Annotated in this window: 17 protein-coding genes, 5 pseudogenes and 1 other annotated feature; of the genes and pseudogenes, 15 read left to right on the top strand and 7 right to left on the bottom strand. The window is 60.1% G+C overall.

What is annotated here, in order from left to right; genetic code table 11:
- Positions 1-874 precede the first annotated feature (874 nt).
- Positions 875-1,990, bottom strand: coding sequence for an IS110 family transposase (locus NI18_RS21580; protein ID WP_037533431.1), 1,116 nt, complete (start codon positions 1,988-1,990; stop codon positions 875-877).
- A 177-nt stretch (positions 1,991-2,167) separates the two neighbouring features.
- Here NI18_RS21580 and NI18_RS21575 point away from each other — a divergent pair, with 177 nt between their 5' ends.
- Positions 2,168-3,340, top strand: a complete 1,173-nt coding sequence (locus tag NI18_RS21575) for an IS3 family transposase (RefSeq protein WP_084215414.1) — start codon at positions 2,168-2,170, stop codon at positions 3,338-3,340.
- 325 nt (positions 3,341-3,665) lie between these two features.
- A complete protein-coding gene (locus tag NI18_RS21570; RefSeq protein WP_052149425.1) occupies positions 3,666-4,811 on the top strand; it encodes a hypothetical protein in 1,146 nt (381 codons plus the stop codon).
- A 192-nt stretch (positions 4,812-5,003) separates the two neighbouring features.
- On the opposite strand, the gene NI18_RS21565 is transcribed toward NI18_RS21570, so the two are convergent.
- Entirely contained in the window at positions 5,004-6,164 is a 1,161-nt protein-coding gene (locus tag NI18_RS21565) for an IS30 family transposase (RefSeq protein WP_037533428.1), read from the bottom strand.
- A 218-nt stretch (positions 6,165-6,382) separates the two neighbouring features.
- Between NI18_RS21565 and NI18_RS21560 the strand changes: the two genes are divergently transcribed.
- Both NI18_RS21560 and NI18_RS21555 read left to right on the top strand, forming a co-directional pair.
- On the top strand, positions 6,383-7,174 hold the full coding sequence (locus NI18_RS21560) for an acyltransferase (protein WP_052149424.1): 792 nt from the start codon (positions 6,383-6,385) through the stop codon (positions 7,172-7,174).
- Between the two features lie 1,059 nt (positions 7,175-8,233).
- The gene (locus tag NI18_RS21555; protein ID WP_084215410.1) at positions 8,234-9,238 is read left to right on the top strand and encodes an IS110 family transposase; all 1,005 of its coding nucleotides are present in this window, start codon (positions 8,234-8,236) and stop codon (positions 9,236-9,238) included.
- 1,242 nt (positions 9,239-10,480) lie between these two features.
- Here NI18_RS21555 and NI18_RS21550 read toward each other — a convergent pair.
- Complete coding sequence (locus NI18_RS21550) at positions 10,481-10,834, bottom strand: hypothetical protein (protein WP_037533425.1); 354 nt, start codon at positions 10,832-10,834, stop codon at positions 10,481-10,483.
- 144 nt (positions 10,835-10,978) lie between these two features.
- Here NI18_RS21550 and NI18_RS23965 point away from each other — a divergent pair, with 144 nt between their 5' ends.
- Positions 10,979-11,602, top strand: a complete 624-nt coding sequence (locus NI18_RS23965) for an alpha/beta hydrolase (protein WP_084215408.1) — start codon at positions 10,979-10,981, stop codon at positions 11,600-11,602.
- 385 nt (positions 11,603-11,987) lie between these two features.
- Here NI18_RS23965 and NI18_RS21540 read toward each other — a convergent pair.
- Positions 11,988-13,216 (bottom strand): IS3 family transposase gene (locus NI18_RS21540; protein WP_128082025.1). Its coding sequence is split into 2 segments (ribosomal slippage): positions 11,988-12,928 and positions 12,928-13,216, totalling 1,230 coding nucleotides; the frame shifts between segments, so codons are not numbered across the junction.
- Positions 12,819-12,935: a sequence feature (AL1L pseudoknot), on the bottom strand. Its footprint overlaps the gene before it by 117 nt.
- Positions 13,217-13,278: 62 nt before the next feature.
- Here NI18_RS21540 and NI18_RS21530 point away from each other — a divergent pair.
- The 4 genes from NI18_RS21530 to NI18_RS21510 all read left to right on the top strand — a co-directional run bounded on the left by NI18_RS21530 (position 13,279) and on the right by NI18_RS21510 (position 16,232).
- Positions 13,279-13,509 (top strand): hypothetical protein, encoded by a 231-nt coding sequence (locus tag NI18_RS21530; RefSeq protein ID WP_128082380.1) that lies wholly within the window; start codon positions 13,279-13,281, stop codon positions 13,507-13,509.
- 281 nt (positions 13,510-13,790) lie between these two features.
- A complete protein-coding gene (locus NI18_RS21525; protein ID WP_052149422.1) occupies positions 13,791-14,108 on the top strand; it encodes a helix-turn-helix transcriptional regulator in 318 nt (105 codons plus the stop codon).
- Between the two features lie 10 nt (positions 14,109-14,118).
- Positions 14,119-15,357, top strand: a complete 1,239-nt coding sequence (locus tag NI18_RS21520) for a type II toxin-antitoxin system HipA family toxin (RefSeq protein ID WP_037533416.1) — start codon at positions 14,119-14,121, stop codon at positions 15,355-15,357.
- A gap of 659 nt (positions 15,358-16,016) precedes the next feature.
- On the top strand, positions 16,017-16,232 hold the full coding sequence (locus tag NI18_RS21510; RefSeq protein WP_052149421.1) for a hypothetical protein: 216 nt from the start codon (positions 16,017-16,019) through the stop codon (positions 16,230-16,232).
- A 64-nt stretch (positions 16,233-16,296) separates the two neighbouring features.
- Here the strand turns inward: NI18_RS21510 and NI18_RS21505 are convergent, their stop codons facing one another.
- On the bottom strand, positions 16,297-17,406 hold the full coding sequence (locus NI18_RS21505; protein WP_198527099.1) for a hypothetical protein: 1,110 nt from the start codon (positions 17,404-17,406) through the stop codon (positions 16,297-16,299).
- A complete protein-coding gene (locus NI18_RS21500) occupies positions 17,403-19,097 on the bottom strand; it encodes a hypothetical protein (RefSeq protein WP_306286597.1) in 1,695 nt (564 codons plus the stop codon). Before NI18_RS21500 ends, NI18_RS21505 begins: the two co-directional genes overlap by 4 nt.
- Before the next feature lie 745 nt (positions 19,098-19,842).
- On the opposite strand from NI18_RS21500, the gene NI18_RS24855 reads away from it, so the two are divergent.
- The 3 genes and pseudogenes from NI18_RS24855 to NI18_RS23960 form a co-directional block, all read left to right on the top strand.
- Entirely contained in the window at positions 19,843-20,280 is a 438-nt protein-coding gene (locus tag NI18_RS24855) for a hypothetical protein (RefSeq protein ID WP_198527098.1), read from the top strand.
- Positions 20,277-20,618, top strand: a complete 342-nt coding sequence (locus NI18_RS24850; RefSeq protein WP_128082378.1) for a hypothetical protein — start codon at positions 20,277-20,279, stop codon at positions 20,616-20,618. Before NI18_RS24855 ends, NI18_RS24850 begins: the two co-directional genes overlap by 4 nt.
- A 149-nt stretch (positions 20,619-20,767) precedes the next feature.
- Positions 20,768-21,572, top strand: a pseudogene (locus NI18_RS23960) (transposase); the annotation flags it as partial.
- Between the two features lie 246 nt (positions 21,573-21,818).
- Here NI18_RS23960 and NI18_RS21485 read toward each other — a convergent pair.
- Positions 21,819-23,079: pseudogene (locus NI18_RS21485) on the bottom strand (IS110 family transposase).
- 154 nt (positions 23,080-23,233) lie between these two features.
- Between NI18_RS21485 and NI18_RS21480 the strand changes: the two are divergent.
- The 3 pseudogenes from NI18_RS21480 to NI18_RS23950 all read left to right on the top strand — a co-directional run.
- A pseudogene (locus NI18_RS21480) lies at positions 23,234-23,590 on the top strand (integrase core domain-containing protein); the annotation flags it as partial.
- Positions 23,591-23,625: 35 nt separating this feature from the next.
- Positions 23,626-25,199: pseudogene (locus tag NI18_RS21475) on the top strand (IS66 family transposase).
- Positions 25,172-25,546, top strand: a pseudogene (locus NI18_RS23950) (transposase); the annotation flags it as partial. The pseudogenes NI18_RS21475 and NI18_RS23950, both read left to right, overlap by 28 nt.
- Between the last annotated feature and the right edge of the window lie 279 nt (positions 25,547-25,825).

Here is a 25,825-nt window from a genome sequence, read left to right as displayed (position 1 = left end):
TGCCTTATAATCCGAGGTTAGCGCTACGACGCGTCCTTCGCCTGATGTATGAGGCAACCATCTAGGGCTCGGATGATGCGATGGGGGCTTCCCAGCGCTCGGCGTGTACATCGGCGCCCAAGCGGAACCCGCCGAACTTTTAGCAAAGCAATGCAATAAAGCCGAAGATGCGGGGCGCAAGGGTCCGATCGGCGCCACCAGTATCCAACTGATATCTTTTTATTTTGCAGTCGTCACAAATATCAAGCCGAATCGCAGGCAGAGTCCCAACTCGACGCCGATCCACAGTCCACGTCGGCATGTACTCTCGACAGCCCCCTCCCCCGCTCCGCTACAAATTGTGACATTGATCAATATAGTAACGGTATTTTTGGGTATACCCTCAGCGTTCCTACGCTGGCCGGTCCGATTTGCGCCGAAAACAAACGTCTAAAAAATTTGGCTCTAATTGCCCGTCGGTCTGCCTGGAGCCCTAGCCAAGAAAGACCATACGGCACCCTATCAAACTGCACCGCAGCAGCTCCATGGGTGCGTCACATAAAGCGGACCCACATATACGCTCTCATGACTGCCATCTGAGACGCTGGCCGAGTTTACTCCTCCGCTGACGTCAACGCCAGCGACTGTTTGAACCTTGGCGGGTGTGCCGCGGACTCCTGATCGACGACGATTGATCAAGCTCTCATCCGCGGATTGGTCACCGCACTACCCGTATCCGTCGCTGGGCCTATCCTCCGTCTAAGCTCGGGCATCGGACGAACCTGCCCCACCGTACACCGTGGATTGCCCATCACAGTCGGGTGCCCGCGGCACGCCGGCCAAGGCTATGCAGCTGGTGAGCTGGCGCCTCCTCTTACTGTCGCCACAGGCGAAATCAGTTTGCCATCGCAGGTGCCATCCGGCGTGCGATATCCCAAGCATAGCCGACCAATTCGCGCGCGATCGCGGTTGTCACCTTCGGCTGCGGCTTGCCGGTCGCCGACAAGCGACGGAAACGCTGACACAGTCGCACCTGCGCTTTCCAGCCGATCGCTTGAACGTCCTCAGGCAGATCCGCGACGCGTTCACGGTAGCGCCGCTCCTCGCGCGCCGGCAGCCGGTACGACCAGCCCGCTTCCACGAGCGTGGTGCGTGCCTGCGCGTTCCCAGCTCGGGTGATACGGCCGCGATGCGCGCGCGCGCCACTGGAATGCTCGGACGGCACGAGGCCGACATACGCCATCAGCTGCTTGGGATTATCAAAGCGAGTGAGGTCGCCGATTTCAGCCACCAGCGTGGCAGCGCTGACCAGCTGGATGCCACGCAGGGCTTGAAGTCCGCGCACCAACGGCGCGAAATGCCACGACGCTACCGCCTCGCCGAGCGCGGACTCGAGGCGGACGACGCGGGCCTGTGCCTCCAGCACCCGCTTCTGAAGCTCCTCAAATGCCAGCTGCTGATGCGGATAATCAAAGCGCTGTTCGGATAGCCATCGCCAATACATCTTCGTCCATGCAGACCGTCCTTCGAAACGACGATCGTGCCGAAGGAGGAAGCTGCGAACAGTCTGTTTGGCTGCGGTCGCATCTTCCTGCGCACTACGCCGGGCGCGGATTAGGTCGCGCACCGCCTCATGTGCCTCATCCGGCACCCAGATTGCCGTCAGTTCCCCAGCCCGCAACAGCCGCGCCAACGTCATCGCATCTCGCCGGTCCGTCTTCACATGGTCGCCGGGCCGTCTCGGCATCATCGACGGTGCGATCACGATGCACGGCTGTCCGAGCTTGATCAGCAACCGTTGCAACCCGTAGCCGCAAGGCCCAGCCTCGTAGCAGAAGCTCAGCGTAACGCCTGGTGCTGCCAGTCGCTTGACCAACTTTCTAACCTCATCATCATCGTTGGCTATGGTGCCGAAAAAGCGGACCTCGCCCCCGCGTTCGCCCTCGGCAACCGCGACCGCGATGGTCGCCTTATGCACATCCAGCCCGACATACTTCGTCATATCCGTCATGACTCGCCTCCGTTGCTGACAACTCCATCGCCAACATCTCAGAGCCGCAAAGGCTTCCAGCAGTCATCGGGTCTAATGCCTCGTCAGCGCGTCGTTGAGCGTCGCGATTGGGATTGAGCTGCCCCCTTCTGAGCGGTCCAACGACTATGAGAGTCTGGATCAAGGAAGGGACGACGACTGCCTGCGAAAAAGCATAAGCCGGAAGAGATCATCGGGAAGCTGCGTGAAGTTGAAATCGTCCTGGGCCAGGGCGGGACGACCGCCGAGGCGTGTCGGCGGATCGCGGTCAGCGAGCAAACCTATTACCGCTGGCGCAAGGAATATGGTGGCCTGAAGACGGATCAGGCTCGTCGGATGAAGGATTTGGAGAAGGAGAACCTGCGGCTGCGGCGTGCGATCTCCGACCTGACACTGGACAAGCTGATCCTGCAGGAGGCGGCACGGGGGAAACTTCTAAGCCCCGCGCGGCGCCGACGCTGCATTGACCAAGTGAAAGAGGTGCTGGACGTATCCGAGCGACGGGTGTGTCGCGTGCTCGGGCAGCATCGGTCGACGCAGCGCAAAGTGCCGTGTGGGGCAGATGACGAACAGGCACTGACTGAGGACATCGTTGCGCTGGCCGGGCAGTATGGACGCTACGGTTACCGCCGGGTGACCGCACTGCTGCATGCCGCGGGGTGGTCGGTGAATCATAAGCGTGTCGAACGCATCTGGCGGCGTGAGGGGCTGAAGGTGCCACAGAAGCAACCCAAGCGTGGCCGGCTGTGGTTGAACGACGGCTCGTGCATCCGGCTGCGGCCGGAGTATCCGGGGCATGTCTGGGCATACGACTTTGTCGAAGCGCGAACGCACGACGGGCGCAAGTTCCGGATCCTCACGATCATCGACGAGGCCAGCAGGGAATGCCTGGCGCTGATCGTCGCACGTCAGTTGAAACACGAAGACGTGCTGGCGGCGCTTGCCGAGCTGTTCATCGCCCGGGGGCCGCCCGCGCATATCAGGTCGGACAATGGCAGCGAGTTCATCGCTACCGCGGTCCAGAAATGGCTCGGCCAGATCGGCGTGAAGACGCTGTACATCGCGCCGGGCTCGCCATGGGAAAACGGCTATAACGAGAGCTTCAACGGTTCGCTTCGCGACGAGCTGCTCAACGGCGAGATCTTCTACAGCCTCGCCGAGGCAAGGGTGCTGATCGAGGCGTGGCGGCGTCACTATAACACTGTCCGACCACACAGCAGCCTGGGCTATCGACCTCCAGCGCCAGCAGCAGCGACCCCGCCATTGCCAGCCTTCGGTTCCGCTTCGCTCCACCTACGCCCGGCAATGGCGGCGGAGGCGACAATGCACTAACTATCTACCCGGACCACCCGGTGGGGGCTGCTCAGGATCGAGTTTCGGGAATGTCCGAGTTGGCCAGGAAAGCGGCCCGTCCGCTATTGGAACGGTAGATGGCTTTAGCGGACGTGGTCTGACGCTACGGTCTTTCCCAAAAAACGATCGAATTTCGGGAATGTCTGGGTTGGAGAGGAAAGCGGACGGGCTGCTTTCGGGCCCGCACTTCGAGAAACCTGCCATCGAATGCGTTTGCCGAGAGAGTTAACTTCTGGAAACAATATGTTTCCAGAATTTTTCCAGGCGGCGTGGGCTATTTTGGAAGGTGCAGCATTCTACAGCTATGCATAAGTCGATCACTCGTGACCGCCGTAAAATTATCGCCTTTCTGTTCCTCGGCGAGCTGCTGCTCATTCCGCACCTTCATCCAATTGTTGAGGCAATCGCACAAGAAGCTCGTGACGTGCGCGTCGACATATGGACAGCCACCTCAACTCACGAACGCCTGATTGAAGGTTGGTTGAGTGAGTTGAGCATCAACAATCCCAATGTTCGCATCCGTCGCGTACCCGGTTTTCGGATGCTTCCTGACCTTCCTCTCGGCAACGTCCCCGAGTTACCGCCCAAGTCCCTTACGCTTCTTCGCCTCATGCCTCACCTGATAACGGCTTCGGCGGTAGTATGTGCGGAACAGACAAGCCTGTGGATCCCCACTCTGCTTCCGTTTTTTCGAGATCGTTTCGTCAAGACGTCTCACGGCGTTGGCTCGATGAGCGCACGTGATGACCGTCGTCGCCGTGCTGCGCGTCTTTTACTGGTTCCTAGCGAAATAGAGAAACAAACTTACACAGCTCGCGGCATACCTGATGAAAAGCTGATCGTTACTGGCTATGTCAAATCTGCCTTTCGAGCCCGTGAAAGTGGAGGGCCCGTCTTCGTGTCGTCAAAGCCAGTCGTCGTGTACGCTCCCCATTGGCAGCAGCATAGGTCGTCTTGGTGGAGTTGGGGCCGCGAGCTTGTAGCGCTGCTTGCTGCGCAGGATCGCTACAACGTCATCCTGGCGCCACACCAGCGCCTCGTTGAAAAGGACCCGGATGTTCGCCAAGTCTTAGCCTCCGTTGGTGATCTGCCCCATGTTCATGTCGATCTCGACAGCTTCGCGATGGTCGACGGCAGCTACATGGCTGCGGCCGATATTTACCTCGGGGACACGTCCAGTCAGGTGATGGAGTTTCTGCTCCGTCCCCGCCCGTGCGTTTTCCTCAATCCTGACAATATTGATTGGCGTGCGACCGACGATCACGATTTTTGGACACAGGGCCAAGTTGTTGACGGCTTCGGCGATATTTTGCCGGCGCTGGACCGTGCTTTTAAGCTACAGCCATCTTTCGAGCTCGGTCAGCGGCGCTACATAGCTGAAACGGTCGGCGAAACGGGACCGGCAACCGCCCTTCGCGCCGCTCAAGCGGTCTTAGCACTTGCAGCTTAGGCTGATGCAAACTTTCGATTTTCGCATCAGCGATAGTGGCGATGAACGAATGTCCGCTTTCGAGTCTCCGACCTGCCGCTTGGAATGGCCGGGTGTGGGCGAATGCAGACTGGCCGCTTCGGGTTGTTGCCGATCGGCCGCGCGAGCGTCGCTACCCGGGCGGGAGCGGAATGGCCGGGATTAGTGGTGGGTTCAACGGGTCGCCGCAACACGCTCGGCGAACATTTCAGCCGGTGTCTGATACATCAAGGTCTTTCTGGGGCGCTCGTTGAGCTGGCGAGCGATGGCGCTGAGTTTGGCCTGGCTGTGGAGCGACAGATCCGTTCCCTTGGGCAGATATTGGCGCAGCAGGCGATTGGTGTTCTCGTTGGTACCGCGCTGCCACGGGCTTTGCGGATCGCAAAAATAGACGTCGACCTCGGTCGCCAGGGTGAAGCGCTTGTGATCGGCAAGTTCCTTGCCGCGATCCCAGGTCAGCGACTGATAGAGCTCGCGAGGCAGTTTGCGCGCCTGCTTGATCAGGGCCGAGACGACGCTGGCGGTCTCCTTGTTCGCCACCTTGGCCAGGATCACATAGCGTGACTGGCGTTCGACCAGCGTCACGATATGGCTGTTTCGCGTGCCCGAGATGAGATCGCCCTCCCAATGTCCGGGCACGGCGCGGTCCTCGACTGACGCCGGCCGTTCGCTGATCGATATCGCATCTTTGATCTGGCCAAGCCCGTCACGCTTCAGGCTGGCGTGGCGCGAGCGGCGGATCGTGCGCTTCGCCCGGAGATGCTCGAGCAGCTCCTTCTTCAGGACGCCACGCGCCTGGATGAACAGGCTTTTGTAGATCGTCTCGTGTGACACGCGGTGCTGCTCTTCGTCCGGAAAGCTGCGCTTGAGCCAGCCAGCGATCTGCTCGGGCGACCAGCTGCGGCGCAGCTTGCGTGATACTGTTCGGCGTAAGTCGGGATGGCAAGCCAGCTTGCACGGCTTGGGGCGCAGCGCGCGATCCCACGCTGCCTGATCCGAGACGGTCCCGCGATACCGATCCCGACCGCCACCCCGGCCGACCTCGCGGCTGATCGTCGAAGGCGCCCGACCAAGCTGGGCTGCGATCGCTCTGAGCGAGCGGCCGACGATAAGACCTCTCGATATCTCCTCGCGCTCGCTCAGGCTGAGGGATCGGCCCGACCGCCTGCGCTCCGCCGGACGAATGCCGCCAGACGGCGACAGCACCGAGAAAATCGACGACGACTGCCGATCAAACCGCCGGCCGATCGAACTCATCGACTCCCCGCGCTGCCACCGGTCCCAAATCTCGGATCGCTGTGCCGCCGAGTAATAAATCCGCTGACGCTGCTTCATCCCCACACTCCTTCTCCTCAAAGAATGAAGTGTTGCGACCACCCGTTGAACCCACCTGTGTTTTCGGACAGGTCGCCACGATTAATCCGCTATGGCCGGTGCCAGTTACTCTCAGATGTTGCTAATTAGTCGAGCGGCGCGTGATCTTGTTGATAGCTAGACACCACCGGCGTGGCGATCGACACAAGCGCTTTAGCTCCAAATAGACGCACCGCCCGGTGGCCACCGTCAGTTCGGAGGTAACCGACCTCATTGCACGAAGCTACCTGCGGAGCATTAACCGCGCGCTGACGAATATCCTGTTAGGGCACAACCCGACGGGGTGCGGCATGCTTTTAATCGGTGACGTTACGAGAAAAGAACGTAATTCAGGGATAGATTTGTTCAGGGGGCTGCTTGTCCTCGCCGTCATTCTCGGACACTTTTTCGAACTGACGCAACGGGAGAGTTTTCTGACCTGGGTCGGTGCAGGACTTCGCATGCCTCTTTTCATTGGTCTTACCGGCTATTTATTCAATTTCGAACGCGCACGGACGACCCCGCTGTTGCATCTGCTACGCAAATATTACCGCCGTCTCATTCTGCCTTGGTTGGTAGCATGCGTCGTGTACCTGACAAGCACCGAACAATTTGGCATTTTCACCCCGCTCTTAATCTTTGTTCAGCCCCCGTTTCATCTCTGGTTCGTACCGGTGATGATGGCGTTCATTGTCGCCGCAACCATCACCCGGCGCACTCCGCTTGTCATGTTGGGCATCGCCACCTCGATCAGCATCTTGGCAATGTATATGTTCGGGGTCGGTCATTCGGTTGCGCAGATGCCGCCCTGGATGCCGGACCGCCGATTCTTCATCTACCCAATCTATTTTTTTACGGATCATGGGTCGCCTGCCGAGAACCCGACCCTTGGAAAGAACGTGCCGCATTGGTGCTCGCGCCTATCGGATTCGCATGGTGGTGCACATTATATCAGGCGCCTAGCCTTACCGCCGAAGTGGCGGCCCAACTAACCTCGTGCATGCCGCTAATCTGTCTTCTGCCCTGGGTACGAGGGTTGTCGCTTCCGGTCCCTCCGATCGCTGCTGTCGGACGCGACAGCCTGTTCTTTTATCTATGGCATCCAATGGCGTTTGGCTTGTGGGCGGCCTGTGGCATGAGGGGTTTGCCCATGCTGACGCTTTCGATGCTGACACTCATGGTTGCGCGCCTGCTCTGCGGCAGCCTGCCGCGTGCCGGGCGAATATTCGGGCTTTCGTCACGTGCAGAGCCGGCGACAATCATGACCGTATTGCCCTCTGTCGGTCCGCTGCGGGAGCCCACTCGATGACGTCGATCTGGCAACTTCTGCGCACCGGCGTGCTAACCTTGGCTTGGTTACTCACCCTCTCATGCCTTTTCCTGCTGATGTCGCAATTCTGCCGATAATCCCTTGGGTTCGGATCTACGCAATCGACGTCGTACCCAACCGGGCACCCTGGTTTTTTTATTCTCGCTAGCAGCGCTCGCCGTCGGCCTTATCGCCCGGGCACACCGCGCGACTCTTTGGGATCGGGGTCTCATTGCAACGGCATTGGTAACAGTGCTCGTGGCAAGTGGGGTGCTCGCCCATTTCCTCTACATAGCCCAGAGCAATGGCGCACGGATCAACCTGGTCGATACGCTCTCGACGCGTCATTTCAGCGAGAACGCATTCCCTGACGAAAGCCGTGTCTATTCTACACCGGGCGGCGAACCGCTGTGGCTCGACATCTATCGTCCTAGCCAGACACTGCCGCGCCGCTTGAGCCCAGTCCTAATGTTCGTTCATGGTGGTGGCTTCGTCGAGGGTACGCGCAAGATGGGTGCAGCGAACAGGCGCAGTTACGCTGAAGCTGGCTGGACGGTAATCAGTATCGACTACCGCCTGGCACGTCCCAATCGTCCTACCTGGGATCTGGCTACTCTTGACGTACTGTGCGCGCTGGCTTGGACGGCCGCCCATGCTAACGAACATGGGGTAACAGCGTCCGCGGTCCTGATGCATCGTCGTCAGGTGGCGCTGCCGCCACTACAGGTGACGGAGAAGCCTCATGACGAGTTATGTTGGTCTCGATGTATCGCTGGCAGAAACCAGCGTGTGCGTGTTGAACTCGGATGGAAAGGTTCGGTACGAGGGTAAGGCAAAAAGCTTGCCCGACGACTTGGTGGCTTGCATCCGCCAACATGCCGCCGATGCCGAGCGCGTTGCGATCGAAACGGGTCAAACGACGGCGCTCCTATTCAAGGCCATGAAGACGGCAGGAATTCCGGTCGTATGCCTGGAGACTCGGCATGCGCATAAGGTCTTGTCCGCGAGGCGAAACAAAACCGACCGGAACGATGCGAGGGGATTGGCTGATCTTGTTCGCGTCGGCTGGTATAGAGAGGCTTGGGTCCGAGGCGCATCGGCCCACGCTATCCGCAGCCTCCTGCTTGCACGGCGTATGCTGCTCGTGACGAGGAGAACCCTTGAGAACACATTGCGCGGGGCAGTCAAACGCTTCGGGCTCATCATAACAAAGACGGCTGGCGGCACATTCACGCGCCGCGCCGTTGCTGCTATGGAGCTCGACCCTGCTTATGCCGCCTTCGCGCAGCCAATCCTAGCCGTTCTGGAAACCGTGGCGGCTCAGATCCGGGTATATGAACGCCAGCTCCAGAGCGTGGTGAGGGGCAATGCTACAATCGCCAGGCTGATGACCGTACCAGGCATCGGGTACTTGTCCGCTCTCGCGTTCTACTCGACCATAGAGGATCCCGCCCGGTTCAAACGCTCGGATGACGTCGGCCCGTATCTTGGTCTGACCCCGCGGACACATCAGTCTGGCGAAGTCGACTGGAGCGGGCGGATTACAAAAACCGGTGACAACATGACCCGGGCCTACCTGTTCGAGGCTGCCAACGTCATCCTTACGCGCGTCACCAAACCGACGCCGTTGCGAGCATGGGGGGCTACGGCTCAAAGAGCGCAGCGGAATGAAGAAGGCTCAGGTCGCAGTGGCGCGCAAACTGGCAGTCATGATGCATGCCATTTGGAGCGATGGCACCGAATTTGAGTGGAGAGCGGCAGCATAGCACCTCCCTCCCCGAAGCTCCCCAACGGGAGGCGTCCTTGCCGGGACGCGAGCCGAAGTTGACCTCGTAGTGATCGTTGCGGCTCTGACCCGCGCGGCAGTAACATTGAGGCAGCTTTAGCCACGGACACCATCGTGAGGCGGTATTCCCGACCTCGGAACGAACCTTGTGCCCGGCATTGACCCAGCCCACACCAAGGATGACGCTGTATCGAAGTATAAACCTCGTTACCGTACAACCTTACGAGACGCGTGCTTCACGCCACAGCTTTTATCGTCCAAATTGTAGGTCGGAGCAGCTACCTTCATTTTACCGTCGTCGATGTCATTTTCCTAGTTACAAATATTCGAACGCTATCTAGCCTGCAAATGAAGAAATATTTGACAAAGCACCTATCAGAGACTCCAAATATTAACGCTGCCAGCCTGGCTCCACGCTAACTCCTTTTAGGAATGCGTTGGCCACTGTGCAGCCGTCACCCTCTAAAGCACCCTTCAAGTGCGGTGTTTTGTCCGTCCCACTTTCATTCTGAACGTAAGAAACAGTGACTGTTCGAATGGATATTCCACCGTAAGTATAGGAGACCAACCACTGATTTGTTTCATGGGCGACATAAAGAAGTAGCGGTCCTGGTTTAGAGCTAGAGCTAGCTACATCGCTAAAGCTAATGCCTCTGGCTATCCTCGGTAGGATCGGACCATGACGTTTTGCGATATCGGCTTTGATCTCGGGCGGAAGTGAGCTCATATTATCATAAAACGTAACTTGTCGGATTAAGGCGCAATCGCCCAGCGGGTTAATCTCGGCTTGCGAGATAGCAAGCCCGGCGAAAATGATAAGCATTGGTCAGGGATACTCACGTTCGATTGCGGAAAGCTCAGCGGCGAATTCCCTCAGGGCAGCTTTGAATCTTATTCGGGCGCTTGATTTGCTTCGTAAGCAGCTGCCCAATGCGATTGCATCAAATCCCGGGTCCGCACCCCATCTCTCAGCATCTTTCCGCTTTAACGCCGCGATACGGGAGCCGAAGCGGCGATCAAACTCCCGGTGTTGCCGTCGCGCAACGCTACGATCACAAGAGATATTACCCTGCTGGTACGGCTCTGCATAGAACAGCCGCTCACTTAGCCGCTGTGATGGCATCGATAAGCTTTGTGCCTGAGCCAAGAGAGCGAGTGCGACTAACATGTTTATCCACCATCTCGTGCATCGCGCACTTTAGATCAACGGCGACTGGCTGCTGCCGGTTGTATCTCGATAATACGCCAGTTGCCGGTCTGCTGTATTAATCGTGCAATCTGATGAACGTCGCGGCCTGTGTAACGAGCCGTGAATTCGCAGGTCGTTATGGGCAGCTCGCCAGGCTCGCGGTCGCCGCAACTCACGTCCCGGATCTGCCAAGCTGCCTGTGGCAGATGAAACAGGACGATTTCCCCCTTCCGGAGAGCCTCATCAGCGGCGACCTTTCGAACAGTGCTATCGTGGGCCAGCAGCGCGTCTATCAACTCTGTGTCGGTGGGGCATAGCAGCAGTGAGGCGCAACGGCTGGTCGCCGCGAGCAACAGCGTGGAGAACATAAGGCAGCCTCCTCTAAGATTCGACCAATACTCCGGACGCCGGTTCGACACCAACTATGTCTACAAATTTTGCCCCGGCATGCGGACATCGGGGTAGACAGGCCAGTTGCCGCCAAGTCGCGACGCCTGTGATCGCCGTACGGGCTGACGAAGAACCCAAGCGGTTCCAACAAATGCCTTGCCAAGCTCGCTGTTAAGGAACTCGGTGTAGACATTTCCAGACTAACACTCAACGGCGCTTCCGCCGGTGGAAGCCTCGCAATCGCTGCGGCCTATTCGGCCAACAGCGGCGTTCGAGATACGAGTTGCGGGCCGCGTGTACCTCATGTCGCAGCTGTCGTTGCTAAGGCCCCGCTCATCGATGCGCTGGGATCCTGGCAGCACGCAGGAGAGATGAAAGATCTGCAGCGCTCGTATATGTCTAATTATCTGGGCGGGCCGCCGGAGCGCTATCCCGAACGTTACGCAGCAGTAGACGTGCGCCGCTACATTGGGCCGACCAACCCACCTACCCTGCTCCTAGCCGGCGCTAACGACCCGCTGTTACCAGCTGCTTCAATAGAGGACTTTGCACGTCGGTTGGCCGCTGAAGGTAACGAGACCAAGCTGGTGCTGTTTCCTTACTCAGGTCATGATTTCAACACGACTTTCGACAGCGTTACGAACCAGACTATGATCCAGACCGTTGCCCGTTTCCTCACCGATAACAATGTCGGGCCAGACCCAAACGTCGCAGCGCGCTCGCAGACAACCGACAATCGTTCGTGATGCTTAGCTCACAAAGCGCACAATCGGCCAAAGATCGACAAAAAGCTTTGCATCCTCTAATGCGAAGAAGATGATGAAATTGGCGAGCACATTCGCAGCAGGTCTCCCGAGTTACGGCTTCGAAAGTAGGCAATGCGACTTTCTTCCATTATCGCCGTTTCGCATCCAGATGCGTGAAAAAGTCGCCTCAATTGCGATTGTACGACAAACAGGCAGTTTCGGACGGTAAAACCACATTTGTCGAAAATCGCCGTCGCCAACCCTGATTGGCGGTTATCATGTGTTTTCTGACAGCGCGCGACGCCCAACTTAAAAGCGGCCGGACCGCTGGCGCCTATTAGCGGACTGAAGCGTCCCGGATTTCCCGGAGGCAGTTTGGTTTGAGTCATGCCGCGATAGCGGTTTCCAATTGCGCGGCATAGTATTCAGCTTCGGCCTCGCTGGGCGTGACGTAGCCGATCGGGCCGAAGAGGCGTTGGTTGTTGAACCAGTCCACCCACCGCAACGTCGCCATTTCGACAGCGGCGAGGCTTGGCCAGGAGCGCTGGCGCCAGATGACCTCAGCCTTGAACAGGCCGTTGATCGTCTCGGCGAGGGCATTGTCGTACGAATCTCCGACGCTGCCGACCGACGGCACCAGCTTTGCCTCCGCCAGGCGCTGGGTGTAGCTCATGGCGAGGTATTGCGAGCCTCTGTCCGAGTGGTGGATGAGACGATCGTCGGCGGTAGGACGACGGGCATGGATGGCCTGCTCGAGCGCATCCAGCACGAAGCCGGCGGTAGCACTGCTGCTGACTTTCCAGCCGACGATCCGGCGGGCGAAAGCATCGATGACGAACGCCACGTAGACGAACCCCGCCCAGGTGTGGACGTAGGTAAAGTCCACGACCCACAAGGCATTCGGACGCTGGACCTTGAATTCCCGATTGACCTTGTCGAGCGGGCATACGACCTTGCGATCCGAAACCGTGGTGACGCAGGATTTGCCACGCCGGACACCGGCCAGCCCCATCACCTTCATCAGCCGCTCGACCGTGCATTTTGCGATGGTGACGCCATCGCGCAGCAGCTGCCGCCATACCTTGCGCGAACCGTACAGGCCAAAGCTGTCCTCGTGGACACGCCGGATATGCTCTTTCAGCTCGTCGTCATGCCGGGCGCGAGCGGAACGTTTGCCCGGATCTGCCCGCCGGGCCGCATGTTGATGATACGAGGAGGGGGCGACCGCCAGTTCCTGGCAGATCGGCTCGATTCCCAACTCCTCCCGATGCGCGTCGATGAACGCCATCTTCATCGCCCGGGGCGGTCGAGCTCCGCCATCGCAAAATATGCCGACGCCTTCCTGAGGATCTCGTTGGCCCGGCGGAGCTCCTTCACTTCTCGCTCGAGCAGCTTCAATCTGGCACGGTCATCATCTGCCAGCGCTGCTGGCCCCGCACGCCGGCCAGCATCGTCGCGGCACCAACGCCGCAGCGTCTCCGCCGTGCAGCCGATCTTGCCCGCGATCGACACCAGCGCATCCCATTCCGAACGGTGATCCGCCCGGTGCTCGCTCACCATCCGAACAGCCCGCTCGCGGACCTCAGGCGAAAACTTGTTTGTCGTCTTGCTCATTCTCGATGCTCCTACTCACAAGTGGGAGCCTCCAGGAAATCCGGGACGCTTCAAAGGCAGCCATGCAGGCGCTTGTCGGATCGAAGACTGGCGATACGTCTTGGCCCGTTTGGAAACGTGTGGGGCCGAACGATCGGTTCTTCCCTCTCAACCAGCAGACCGACCGTGAGTTCTGGCTCGCAGCGCACGACGGCCGTTTGGCCAAGCTTATCGTCGACTACGTCGCCGAGGTGGAGCGTGTCCTGCGGGATGCCAAGTTGCTCAAGGCAGTGCAATCCCGGAAAACGGGATGAAATACGGACTGTGGCACGTCGGCAAAGTCGAGCACGACTAGTAGTCGGACACCGGCGGTCGGCTTGTCGCCCCCCCCAACTCCGGCCGTTTGTTCAGGTTAGATCACATAGCAAACGCCGTTCATATCCGGCATACAACGGCCGAGTCTGCATCATATCTCGTGCATTATAGATTTTAACGCACAACTTATGAGGCACCAGAATGCATAACCAAGTCATTTAGTATATTTGCCCTATAACTTATGCGCTAAGCGTGATAGCGCACGCGTTATGGTGCAGATATGAGAAGCTCCCCCTCACAGAATGCGCTGCCGCTGGTGGTGCGCAAAGCGTTGCGCAAACTGGGCGCTGATATCCAGATCGCGCGCAAGCGGCGTCGGCTAACCATGACAATAATTGCTGAACGTGCGTTTATTAGCCGTAACACACTGACCCGCGTCGAGCGCGGTGATCCAGCTGTCTCGCTCGGCATCTACACGACTGTCCTTTTCGTCCTGGGATTGGCCGAGCGCGTGGGCGAACTCGCAGATCCGCTCACCGACAGCGTTGGACTGTCGCTCGAGACAGAACGCCTCCCACAGCGCGCGCGCAGCGCATAGCGAGGCACCCATGGAGCGCGCCCTCGACGTCCATATCGCCTGGCAGGGCGAAACCATCCAAGTTGGACACCTGTGGACCCGATCCAAAGGCAATAAGGAGACATCGAGCTTTGAGTATAGCGGCGCCTGGCGCGCGCATCCGACTGCGTTTTCGCTCGACCCAAAGTTGCCGCTGACCCCGGGCACCTTCCATGCCGCGGGCTTGTTCAACGCTTTCACCGATCCCGCACCCGACCGCTGGGGGCGCAACCTTTTGCTGCGCCGCGAGCGCAAACAGGCAAAGGCGGAGGGGCGGGTCGCGCGAACGTTGCTCGACATCGACTTCCTAACCATGGTCGAGGACAGCAACCGCCTGGGCGCGCTGCGCTTCGCCGATGCGGGCGGTGACCGTTTTCTTTCCGAGATCGAGCAAGCCATTCCGCCAATCATTAAGCTTTCCAAGCTCCTGTCGGCGACCACCCGCATTCTCAACGATAAGGAAAGCGACGACGACTTGCGCCTGGTGCTGGCTCCCGGCGCGTCACTTGGCGGCGCACGCCCCAAAGCGGCAGTAATCGATAACGACGGCCATCTGACGATCGCAAAATTCCCCAGCCCGACCGACGACTGGCCCGTGCCGCGTTGGGAGATGGTCGCAATGACGCTGGCGCGCGCTGCCGGCATTGATGTGCCCGACTTCGCGCTGCACAAGATCCAGAATCGGCCCGTCTTCGTCATGCGCCGTTTCGATCGCGACAATGAAGGCGGCCGGATTCCCTTCATTTCGGCACTGACTGCCCTCGCCGCGTCTGACGGTGATACCCGCAGCTATCTTGAGCTCCTCGACGTTCTGCGAACCGACGGTGCGACTCCTGACCATGACGCAGCTCAGCTTTGGCGGCGTATGGCTTTCAACGTTCTCATCTCCAACACCGACGACCATCTGCGCAATCACGGTTATTTGCGCGACGTCGGGGGCTGGCGGCTAGCGCCAGCCTACGATCTCAACCCCATGCCGGTCGACGTGAAGCCTCGCCATCACGCGCTGACGCTCGACGAGGCGGATGATGCGAGTTCGATCGATACAGCATTCTCTGTTGCGGGCCAGTTTGGTCTTAAGCCGCAAGCAGCAAGGGCAATCGCGGCGGAAGTCGGCGTTGCTGTACTCGCCTGGCGACAAGTCGCAGCAGAGAATGGTCTGACCGGCTCTCAGATTGAACGGATGGCAAGTGCCTTCGAACACGAGGATCTTTTCAAGGCGGTCGCCTAGCCGCAACCGCCGCGGCGTTGTCGGGCTTGCAGTCCGTTCAACGGGTCGCAGCACGGGCGCCGGCGGCTAGCTCATACCTTCCGCGATAAGCTTCACGCGTTCCTAAAACAGCGGAGCTGTAGCGCAGAGGCAATTTCCGAGGCGATCGGCACCGTGTGACAGCGGTCCTAAACGCGAACGCGTCGCAAATGGATGGCTTTAGAGCGAGACGCGGCGACCGAGGGCGTCTATGCTGCTCATCTAACGGAGCGTGACGAGAATTGTATGACCAGTCCTATTGAGCCTAAGGTCATTTATGAGCAGCTTTGCAACGACTTCCGCTCGCTAAACGGCTTCCTGTGGCAGACGCCATTGATAATTATGACCCTGACGGGCGGCCTTTGGTTTGCGGTTGCGAGCTTCGATATGTCGGAAATGGCTCGCTCACGTCTACTCCTATTCGCAACTCTTGCAAACATCATCATGATCATCGCACTATTTCGATTGCGTTACGTAATGCAGCGGATCCAAAACCAGATTCGGGCACATGATAAAACGCGATGTGATCGGGCCCAACTACACAATCGTTACCTGCTTTACGCTCCTGCTTCTACTTACCGCGGTCGGCTCGTTCGCCGCCAGTCGCGCTCCGGGCGCCTATTTCACTAAGGGAGCCGGCGATGCTCATCGCGGTTGACCGGTCGTCAGCGATCGACCCGGTCGACTACTACGACAGGGACGCGGCGCTGTTCGCCACGCGCTATGACTCGGTTTCCTTCGAGGACGTTCATTGGGCAATTGCGCCTTTCCTCCCGCCCGCGGGTAGCGCCGTTCTCGATGTAGGCGCTGGCAGCGGTCGCGACGCTCGGGCCCTGCAGCCATGGGACTACAGGTGACGGCGATCGAACCAGCTACCGACATGCGCCTTACAGCAATCAAGCAGTCTGGGGCCCAAGCCATTCAGTGGCTTGACGATCGCTTTCGCAGAATGTCGCCGGCGTTCAGGACGGGATCGTCCGATGCCGTCGCGGCCTGCCACTCCTCGGTCTCGGTGACCTGCCGGATGAAGCAGTCGACCGCCTGCTGGGGCAGTCCATTGTTTCGCTGATACGAATCCGCCGAGAGGTCGCGCACCACCGACTTCCTCGGCGAGACGATCTCGCAGACCAGTCGCACCGGATCCTGATCCAGCACATCACGGGCGCGTTCGAGCTGATAGAGCATCATGTTCAGCCCCGTCATCGCCACCAGATGCGGTATGGCGTCATAGGCGGGGATCGGCAGACTGAGGATCGCGAGCCAGTCCTCGGCGAGACGATCGAACAGCGGGTGGGACGCGCATGGCAGAAACGCCCCCCCGCGCTCCGACTTCGCCAGCTGCACGTCCCCCTGGATGGCGCGCGCCATGCGGTCATAGGGCGCCGCGTTCTCAAGGAACCGGCTGACCAGCAGTCCGCGCAGAGCATCCGCATCGCGGCTCCGGCACAGCATCAGATAGAGGAGCTCGCCGGTGCGGGCGAAGAAGCGGCGGTCGTTCGACACCCCGCCCCGCGGATTGACGTTCGCATCCTCGTAGAGGGCGTTCGGACCGAACGGAAAGACGAACTTCGAACTCCAGCGCTTGTTGCTGGTCCCTTCGATGGCCGACCCTTGGAGAAAACCTATGACGGCCGCGAAGTCCTGGAAGCTCTCGAAGCGATCGCGGAGATACGTGAAATCCGGCTTGTCGAGACCACCTGCCGTCTCCGTGATCTTTTCGAGCCAGCTCGTCCAGGACGCGTCATCCGCACGATTCTCCGCCAGCACCGTCATGATGTGCGGGTTGTTGAACACAAGGTTGCGCAGGCCGAGCTGCAGCTGCGGACGATAGGACAGGCTGTTGAGAGCATCCTCGCGAAGCGCGCGCCCCTCCCGGTGCTCCGCGAGCAGCACCGTCATGAACTCCAGGAAGGTCAACCACGGGGTCTGCTCGTCGTAAAGGCGGTGCCCCCAGATCGCCTCGTCGATCCAGAAGTCAGGTCCGCTTCGATCGTCGAAGCTCGTCGGGCGCGGCAGGATCTCTATCGTCATATCCGCACCACCACGCGACGCGCGACCGCGCGACCGTCACCGGCCAGGTCGATGAACCGGAGCATCAGCTCTCCCTCGTTGATCTCGTCGTCACCATCCAGCCTGCGCCGGTTCTCCGTCTCCCGGAGCAGCCGCGCCTTGAAGGCGAGGAGGTCCTCGTGACACTCGAGTGAGAAGCTGCTCGGCAGCGCGCCTTCCGCAACGCGGCCGAGGAACTCGAACCGGGTGGGCGACAGCGACAGGGTCACAGGCGGGATCTCGGATCCACGCACGAGTTTGACCGACACGCAGAAGCCGCCCGCGCCATCAGTTATGATCGACACCTCCTCGCCGCCCTGCCGGGGGACCGAGATCAGCTCGTCGAGGAGAGGGCTGCGCTTCGACTGCGAGTAGCTGCCCGACGTCGCGATAACCAGCTCGTCCTGGTTCTGGGCCAGCATGCCCGTGAAGATGCGGTTCAACCCGCGCACGACCATGGACACGGCCTGTCGCGGTACCGCCTGCCTGTCCGCAACCTTCGCCGCCACGTCGAGGTAGAGACCGGCATACCGGAAGACGGTCAGATCCCATAGATCGTACGTAGAGGCCAGTTCGTCGGGCATGGTGAAGAACAGACGCTGCCGCTGCGCGCGGAGGGCGCCGAGGAACGCCCGCCGGTCGGTGCCCTCCGCACCCTCAAGATAGACGCGCTGAGCGCCGACATACGAGGGCGTCGCACCGTAGATCGGATCGGCGAGCACCAGCCGCGCATAGTCGTCCGCATAGGCGGGGTCGTCGGCACCGTAGACGAGCAGGTTGTCGACGCGATTGCTGGTCTCGGCTCCGATGCCAAACATGTTCAGCTTGCGGAAGAGTTCGGTCTTCTCCGCCTTGCTCGGCCGAAGGTTCTCGCCGAATATGTTGCGATAGATGCTCGCGCGGTCAGACCTTCCGCTCTGGACTATCGCTGGAACCTCGGCGCAGCTCATCAGGCCGTCACGAGCGTCGGGGTGGCCAAGGATACTGTTCGCTACCAGGGCTAGCAGCTGCCGGACGGGGAAGTGGTTGCCGTTCCGCTCGCTCAACTCGATGAGCGCGGTGATGCGCCGCCTGAAGGGATCGTCGCCCCCCTCGCCCATCAGACGCCGGCGGTTTTCGAAGATCGGACAGACGCCATCGCCTGCATTGGCCGCGCAGCTTCCACAACCCTCCCAGCCATCATGCGAGGTGACCTCCTCGATGATCTGCATCGCCATCTCCGCAGCAGGCGATCGGCTGAGATCATCCAGCCCGACGGATATTCCGGCGTCGGGGTTCCCGCCTGTTACCAGCAGCTCTTCGACGACGGCGGTGACGCGCTCGACCTCGGGGCTTGGCGGCGCTGATTTGAGCTTCTCCAGAAGCTGCCCATGATTGGCTGCGAGAAGGTAGCTAGTTTTGGCCGCGGGATCGGCGACGTCGCGAGCGAAGGCGACAATGATGTCGGCGCTCTCGTCCTCGCGAAGCTCGCTCAAATCCTTGACGATGACGAGCGTCCGCGCGCCGGTCCGAAGGGTCTGCACCTTGTCACCGGCATTCCAGACACCCGCATCGCCGCCCAGCGCAGTCCAGACTTCTCGGCAATGATACGTCTTGCCGTCGCCTGCGGTGCCCGTAATAATGTGGGAGATCGCGTTCGCGTCTTTGAAGTTCGAGACAAGTCGGTCAACCAAGGGCGCTGGCAGCGTTATCGGAGCAATCTTGTGACGCTTCAACGCACGCTGGATGGACTCATCGTACATGTTGTCGTTGGTCGGGATGGGCCCGTAGTTACGTAGAAAACGTACCCATGCCGACGTTGAAGAATGTGCCGACAAACCGTTCCCCCCTGTGCCCTCCACAGGCTTGTAATCGAACATGCCTGGTAGGCAACGGAAACCGATCGCAAGGTGCAGATCGTTCATTTCGCCGTGAAAGGTTAAATATACGGTGCAAGGCCGCTATCCACAGCCAGACCACTTGGCGAATAGTCTGAGCCAACCGGCCGCGAATGCCCCTCCTGCCCGGCTCGCGCGCCTACCATCTCATCGAGACCGGTGGATTGTGCACACGCCGCGGAAGGGAAGGCGACTGCCATCAGAGCCGAAGAGGCAGCGGTCACACAAATTGTCGGAAAAGGCATAATCACCCCCTTGGTCGAGACGTCGCCCGCACACCGGACCTTGAAAAAACTAGGTCACGCGGACAACGGCTGACGTGCCTCTGATTAGTTGGCTCAATGCTGTCTTTTAGACGCGGCGATGGGCGAGCGGCGTGCTTCATCAAGGGTAGGTAGTTGGCTGCGTACCGTAATCGTACTCGAACAGCGCACTTTCGATCACGTTGCAATGATGTTAAAACACAACTTGTACTGAGTCGCGTTGAGTAGTTCCTTACAAAAGGAGTTTTGTCATCACGATAAGAGCAATTCCGGTATTGGTGCTGCTTCTCACCGGTTGTGCCCACGCAACCATGCCTGTGCCTTACATCGAGGATTCGTTAAGATCACTGCGCGAAGATACCGTGGCTTTCTATGATAGTGTGATTGCCCATGCCGGTGATGCGGGCTGTGAATACAGTAACAACGTCGCATTCTGGACCAAGTCAAAATCTGCGCTGTTTGTTCTTGGATATCGCGTTCGTGCAAGGCCGGAAGACGCCATAATGGTCGCCCCACTAGATGAGCTAAAAGAGACGTTCCGGCTCTATGAAGTTGCCTATCAGACTGCGGAAGCTCACCCAGCGCCTACCCCGGAAATAGGGCAAAATGCTAAATGCCTTCCCCCGCAACTGGCGGCGATGAACAGTACCGTCATTGAGGATGGGATCGATAATCTCGTAAGGCTTCAGTCGTTACGGAAGGAGTTGGCAAAATGAGCATATTTTCCAAAGCCAATGTCGTGGCAATCGCAAGTGCGATGTACGGGGTGATCGGTCAGACTGTTAAGGAACGCCAAGCCTATGCGGACATCGAGGCAAGTCGTCTGACGCACGGGTTGGATCTTATTCATGCCATGTCCGGTGCTGGAACAATCAGTGAGGAAACAGCGGCAGCTCAAGTTGATGCACTGCTGGAATCCGGTCGACTATTTTTCAAGACCAATAAAGAAATATCTGGTCTAAAGGCCAAGCTGGCGGTCGCAAAGGGGTTAGAAGTAGCAGCAGGTATATTCAACGCTGCGATAGGCTTTCCGTTGATTCCCGTAAATGGTTGATTTGAGCGATGAGATATTGTCTCGCAGGTCCGTTAAGTGAACTTTGTTCCTAGGACCCATTACTCGGATCACATACAATAGTGGCTGTGACCTGCCCCCCGAGAGTTCCCTCATTCTAATGTAGAGTCTGCCGACAGAGGAGCAGACGTATGAGGAAGAGCCGTTTTACCGAAGCGCAGATTATCGGGATGATCAAGGAACAGGAGGCCGGGCTGCCGACGGTCGAGATTTGCCGGAAGCACGGGCTGAGCACGGCGACGTTTTACAAGTTGAAGGGCAAGTATGGCGGCATGGAGGTGTCCGATGCCCGCCGACTGCGTCAGCTTGAGGACGAGAACGGCAAGCTGAAACGCTTGCTGGCGGACAGTATGCTCAACAACGTCATCCTGAAGGACCTGCTGGGAAAAGCCTGACGACGCCAAGCCAGCGGCGTGATGCTGTGCTCAAAGTGCTGGGAGGTTTTCAGATCTCCCAGCGCCGGGCCTGCGTGCTGATTGGTGTCGATCCCAAGACGGTCCGGCGCGAACGCCCGCCAGACCATGGTGCCATCCGTGTTGCCATGCGTGAGGTCGCGGGCAAGCGCCGCCGCTTTGGCTATCGCCGGATCGGCGTCATGCTCGAACGCCAGGGGCTGATCATGAATCACAAGAAGCTCTATCGGATTTACAGGGAGGAAGGTCTGTCGGTTCGTCGCCGTCGGGGTCGGAAACGGGCGCGTGGTAGTCGCACCCCCATGCCCGTGCCGTTGATCCCGGGCGCACGCTGGTCGATGGACTTTGTGTCGGACACCTTCGGTGCGTCGCGCAAATTCCGGATATTGGCCATCAATGACGATTGCTGCCGGGAGAACCTGTGCCTGGTCGGCGATACCAGCATCTCGGCGCCCGAGTGGCGCGTGAACTTGATACGCTGGTGCGGCTCTATGGCAAACCGGCTTGCATTGTCAGCGATAACGTCCTATGTTGGGAAGCAGCGGCGGGTTTCAGCCAGCAGATATCCATGCGCCGACAACCATCGGCGCGGCATGCATTCTGAGCCAGATGGCTCCCACCGTCAACGGGATCGCTCCCTGCCATAGCAAACACAGGATCCAGCGGCGCCGAGGCGGCCGTGGTCCTCACCATCCTTAAGACGAGATACGCACCCAGGTGGAAGGCCCGAACATTATCTACAGGGTCGCTCTCGCGCCCTCACGGCACATCAGAGAGGGGTCCTTCCACCTGGCATCCGACCGTTCGAGGAACGGCCGGTACTCTGTCCCCCGTCTTGATGACGGCGTGAGCCACGCGCGCCATCTTGGCGGTGAGCGCCGTCATCGCCTTGCGGCGACGGTCGGCATCGTCCGCGTGCCCGGCGACATATCGTCCGAGCTTATCGCGGAAGCTATTGTCGCGCTGACGCGCGGCAACTTGAGCAGCCATCCAGAAAGTCCGGCGCAATCGTGCGTTGCCGTACTTGGACAGCTTTGTCCGGCCACGGAACGTGCCTGACTGACACGTCGCGAGATCGAGGCCGCAGAATTTCAGAAATTGGCGATGATGATTGAACCGGCGCAGATCACCGGCTTCCGCCAGGATGGTCAGCGCGTTGATCGGGCCGATGCCGGGAATCTTGCGCAGCAGCTGGTAATCGACATGCTCGGCCAGCCTGGCATGGGCAAGCCGCTCTATCTCGTCACGCTGCTGGATGAGACTGCGCCCCTGCGCAATGACCATACGGAACATGGTGATTGCTGCCGAATCCTCCGGGACTGGCAGAGCCACCGAAGCGCAGGCCGTTTCGTATATGTCATTGATAAGACGCGCTTTGGAAACCTTGCGGCCGATGAGAGGCCAGGCCACGGCCGAGAATGTCTCGGCGTCGAGCGCGGTGATGCTGGCAGGAGTGGGGAACCGCTCGATGAGCGCAAAAACCAGTCGGATCTGCTGTTGCCGGCGAAGCGGGCGATCTCAGGGAAGTAGAGCGGCAAATAGTGGGTGAGGATCCGATGCCAGGTTTGCGTCTTGGCCTTGGAGATCGTTTCGTGGGTCTTCGACAGTTCCTGCAGGTCGTTGATCCCGGCCGCCAGCGGATCGACATAACGCTGCGTCGCCCCGATCCGCAGCATGTGCAGGATGACCTGCGCGTCCTTGGGGTCGTTCTTGTCCCAGCCATTGTGCAGCGCCTCGCGCGTTCTGGCGAGCGCGACCGACGAGATGAGGCGCAGCTCGAACCCTGCCGTCAGCAGCCGATGTGCCAGCGTGCGATGGTAATTACCCGTCGCCTCGAACCCGACGACGATGGGACGGCCGATGGCAGCGAGCTGTTCGGCGAAGTCGTCATAGTCCTTCTTGGTTGCCATGACGGACAGCCGCCGGCGCCGGCCGCCTTCCGGTCGCTCGATCAGGACTTCCTGCCGGTTCTTGGACATGTCGATGGCTACCAGCACGGCGCCAGCAGGCGTAGGGGTGAGCTTGGTCATGGTCGGTCGGCCTCCAAAGTGTTGTCTCGACAACTTCACTTTAGACACCCGCTGGCCGGCCATGGCTTGCCCTGATGAACCCTGCGGCCGCTACGCGGCCTTGTCTCCATCAGGGCCATAGCGGCTCCCGAACCGGCGCTTCCCAATGTGCTACGGGACCGAGCTGACATCGAACGCGGTGCTGGCCTGGTGTGGAGATGTGGGGATTGAGTGGCATTATATCGCGCCGGGCAAGCCGACCCAGAACGGGTTCGTCGAGAGCTTCAATGGTCGCATGCGCGACGAACTGCTCAACGAGACGCTGTTCTTCACGATCGGGCAGGCCCGCGCGATTCTCGCCCGCTGGGTCGATGACTATAACACCGAGCGGCCACACTCTTCGCTCGGCTACGCCACCCCGGCGGCGTTCGCCGCCGAACTCGAAAAGCAACGGGCGGGGTTAACCCCGCCCGTTGCTTCACCCGCGCTCATGCGCGACAACACCGGTCGGTCTCTGGTTGCCGCTGGATGAAAGACGGGGGTCACGTCAGCTGATCCACTCATGCCATGCTGGTCGACGCGGACCTCCCTGACGATCCCGCCGTGCTCATCGCGATGCTCGTGGAGGCTCGCGAGCAGATCGCCAACCTGCAGACCGTCAGTGCCGAGGCCAACGCCGAGATCGAACGGCTGAGTGGTATCATTGCCGCCCTCAACCCGCATCGCTTCGGTACCCGCTCGGAACAGCTTTCCGACGATCAACTGAGCCTGGCCTTCGAAGAGACCGAGGTGGCGCTCGCTCCTGTCGCAACGGGTCTCGAGAGCGCCCGGCCGGAGCGGGCGTCGACGCCGCGCAACGCTAATCGCTGGCGCCAGCCTGCCCACCTCGAACGCATCGAACAGGTGATCCAGCTCGAGAACACGGCGTGTTCGTGTTGCGGCGGGGCGCTGCATGTCATCGGCGAAGATGTCTCGAGCGGCTCGACATGGTCTCTGCGACGTTCCGGGTGCTGGTCACCCGCCGCCTGCGCTACGGGTCCCGGAACTGCGAGGCGGCCCCCGTCCAGGCACCGGCCCCGCCGCGTACCGTCTTAGGCGGCCTTCCGACCGAAGCGCTCATCGCACATGTGCTGGTGTCCAAGTATGCTGACCATCTGCCGCTTTACCGTCAGGCGCAGATCTGCGCACGGCAGGGCATAAACCTCGATCGTTCGACGCTGGCCGACTGGGTGGGGCGTGCCGCCTGGTGGCTTACACCCTTGCGCGATCACCTGCTCGTCGAGCTCAAGCGCAGCACGAAGCTGTTCGCTGACGAGACGGCTGCCCCCGGGCTCGATCCCGGACGAGAGCGGACCAAGACCGGGCAGTTCCGGGCAGACGCCCGTGACGACAGACCGTGGGGCGGGTGCGATCCGCCCGCCGTTGCCTATGTCTATGCGCCTGACCGCAAAGGCGAGCGTCCGCGCGAGCATCTCGCTGGCTTTGCCGGCGTGCTGCAGGTCGACGCTATGCCGGCTACAACGCGCTTGTTCGATCGAACCAGGTACATCTCGCCTATTGCTGGTCGCACGTGCGACGCGGCTTCTTCGAACTTGCCGCGTGAGGCCCGGTCGCCGCCGAGGGCCTGGCTCGCATCGCGCGGCTTTATGCGGTCGAGCAGGATATCCGCGGCCTGGATCCTGACGCCAGACGGGCAACGCGCCTGAAGCTGAACGCGCCGATCGTCTCCGACCTGCGCACGTTCCTCGACGCAAGCCTCGCTAGGTCGAGCCGGAAGAGCAAGCTCGCCGACGCGATCCGGTACACCCTGACCCGCTGGACCGGGTTGACCCGGTTCCTCGATGACGGTCGCATCGAGATCCAATATCGTCGAGCGTTCGATCCGGCCGCTGGTGCTCAATTGCTAGCATGCGCTCTTTGCCGGTTCCGATGATGGTGCCGCCAACTGGGCCGTCATCGCCTCGCTGATCGAGACCTGCAAACTGAACAGCATCAACCCTCAGGCGTGGCTCGCCGACACGCTATGCCGGCTCGCCGGCGGTCACCCGGCCAACAAGATCGACACGCTTATGCCGTGGAAGCGAGCCCCCGGCGTGGTGCGAGAACACCGCTTACGGATGAGCGAACGCAGCGCCTCCTGACCATTCCTGGCATCGGCGCGCTGAACGCGACGGCGCTGGTAGCTGCAGTTGGCGACCCTCGAGTTTTCGGACGGGGGACGGATCTTGCCGCCTGGCTTAGGCTCGTGCCGCGTCAAGCGATGACCGGGAGTAAACCGCGGTTGCTCGGCATCGCCAAGCGCGGAGGCAGCTATCTGCGGAAAAACCTGATCCACGGTGCCCGAGCATCGCTGCCGACTATGGGCAAGAGCGACCCACGACTTGGCGCCTAGCTGCGCGGCCTTATTTCACGTTTCCATCACGACACCGCCGTGGAGGCACTGGCAGCCAAGGTGGCGCGTATCGTCTGGGCACTGCTGCGTCGGGGCGCCCAACAGCGCTGCCAGAGATACCGTTCAGAACCGCTCGGTTCTCGGCCGGACGCCGTCCGCGACCACGCATCGATGGATCGATCGGCAACAGATCCTTCAAGGCCCGCCACTCCGCCTCGCTCAGATCGCCCCAGCTCGCTCACGCCTTTAAAGGGAAGCCCTGAATCAACCGTTCGATCCAGCGTCAACTAATCCCTCCACGCTCCCTAGCCAGTCATCGCCGTTGCTCTAAACGAGAGTGCAAACGTTTCAGGGCAGCGAGGCCTAAGGCTTGGA

Source organism: Sphingomonas sp. Ant20, from assembly GCF_000783375.1.
Taxonomy (GTDB): domain Bacteria; phylum Pseudomonadota; class Alphaproteobacteria; order Sphingomonadales; family Sphingomonadaceae; genus Sphingomonas; species Sphingomonas aerolata.
Note: the sequence above shows the minus strand (reverse complement) of the source record. Positions and strands in the feature narration are given on the sequence as shown.

Excerpts from the sequence above, each read along its gene's own strand:
- NI18_RS21580 (WP_037533431.1), bottom strand. The coding sequence starts at position 1,990 with ATGACGGATATGACGAAGTATGTCGGGCTGGATGTGCATAAGGCGACC.
- NI18_RS21570 (WP_052149425.1), top strand. The coding sequence starts at position 3,666 with ATGCATAAGTCGATCACTCGTGACCGCCGTAAAATTATCGCCTTTCTG.
- NI18_RS21565 (WP_037533428.1), bottom strand. The coding sequence starts at position 6,164 with ATGAAGCAGCGTCAGCGGATTTATTACTCGGCGGCACAGCGATCCGAG.
- NI18_RS21555 (WP_084215410.1), top strand. The coding sequence starts at position 8,234 with ATGACGAGTTATGTTGGTCTCGATGTATCGCTGGCAGAAACCAGCGTG.
- NI18_RS21550 (WP_037533425.1), bottom strand. The coding sequence starts at position 10,834 with ATGTTCTCCACGCTGTTGCTCGCGGCGACCAGCCGTTGCGCCTCACTG.
- NI18_RS21530 (WP_128082380.1), top strand. The coding sequence starts at position 13,279 with ATGCAGGCGCTTGTCGGATCGAAGACTGGCGATACGTCTTGGCCCGTT.
- NI18_RS21525 (WP_052149422.1), top strand. The coding sequence starts at position 13,791 with ATGAGAAGCTCCCCCTCACAGAATGCGCTGCCGCTGGTGGTGCGCAAA.
- NI18_RS21520 (WP_037533416.1), top strand. The coding sequence starts at position 14,119 with ATGGAGCGCGCCCTCGACGTCCATATCGCCTGGCAGGGCGAAACCATC.
- NI18_RS21510 (WP_052149421.1), top strand. The coding sequence starts at position 16,017 with ATGCTCATCGCGGTTGACCGGTCGTCAGCGATCGACCCGGTCGACTAC.
- NI18_RS21505 (WP_198527099.1), bottom strand. The coding sequence starts at position 17,406 with ATGACGATAGAGATCCTGCCGCGCCCGACGAGCTTCGACGATCGAAGC.
- NI18_RS24850 (WP_128082378.1), top strand. The coding sequence starts at position 20,277 with ATGAGCATATTTTCCAAAGCCAATGTCGTGGCAATCGCAAGTGCGATG.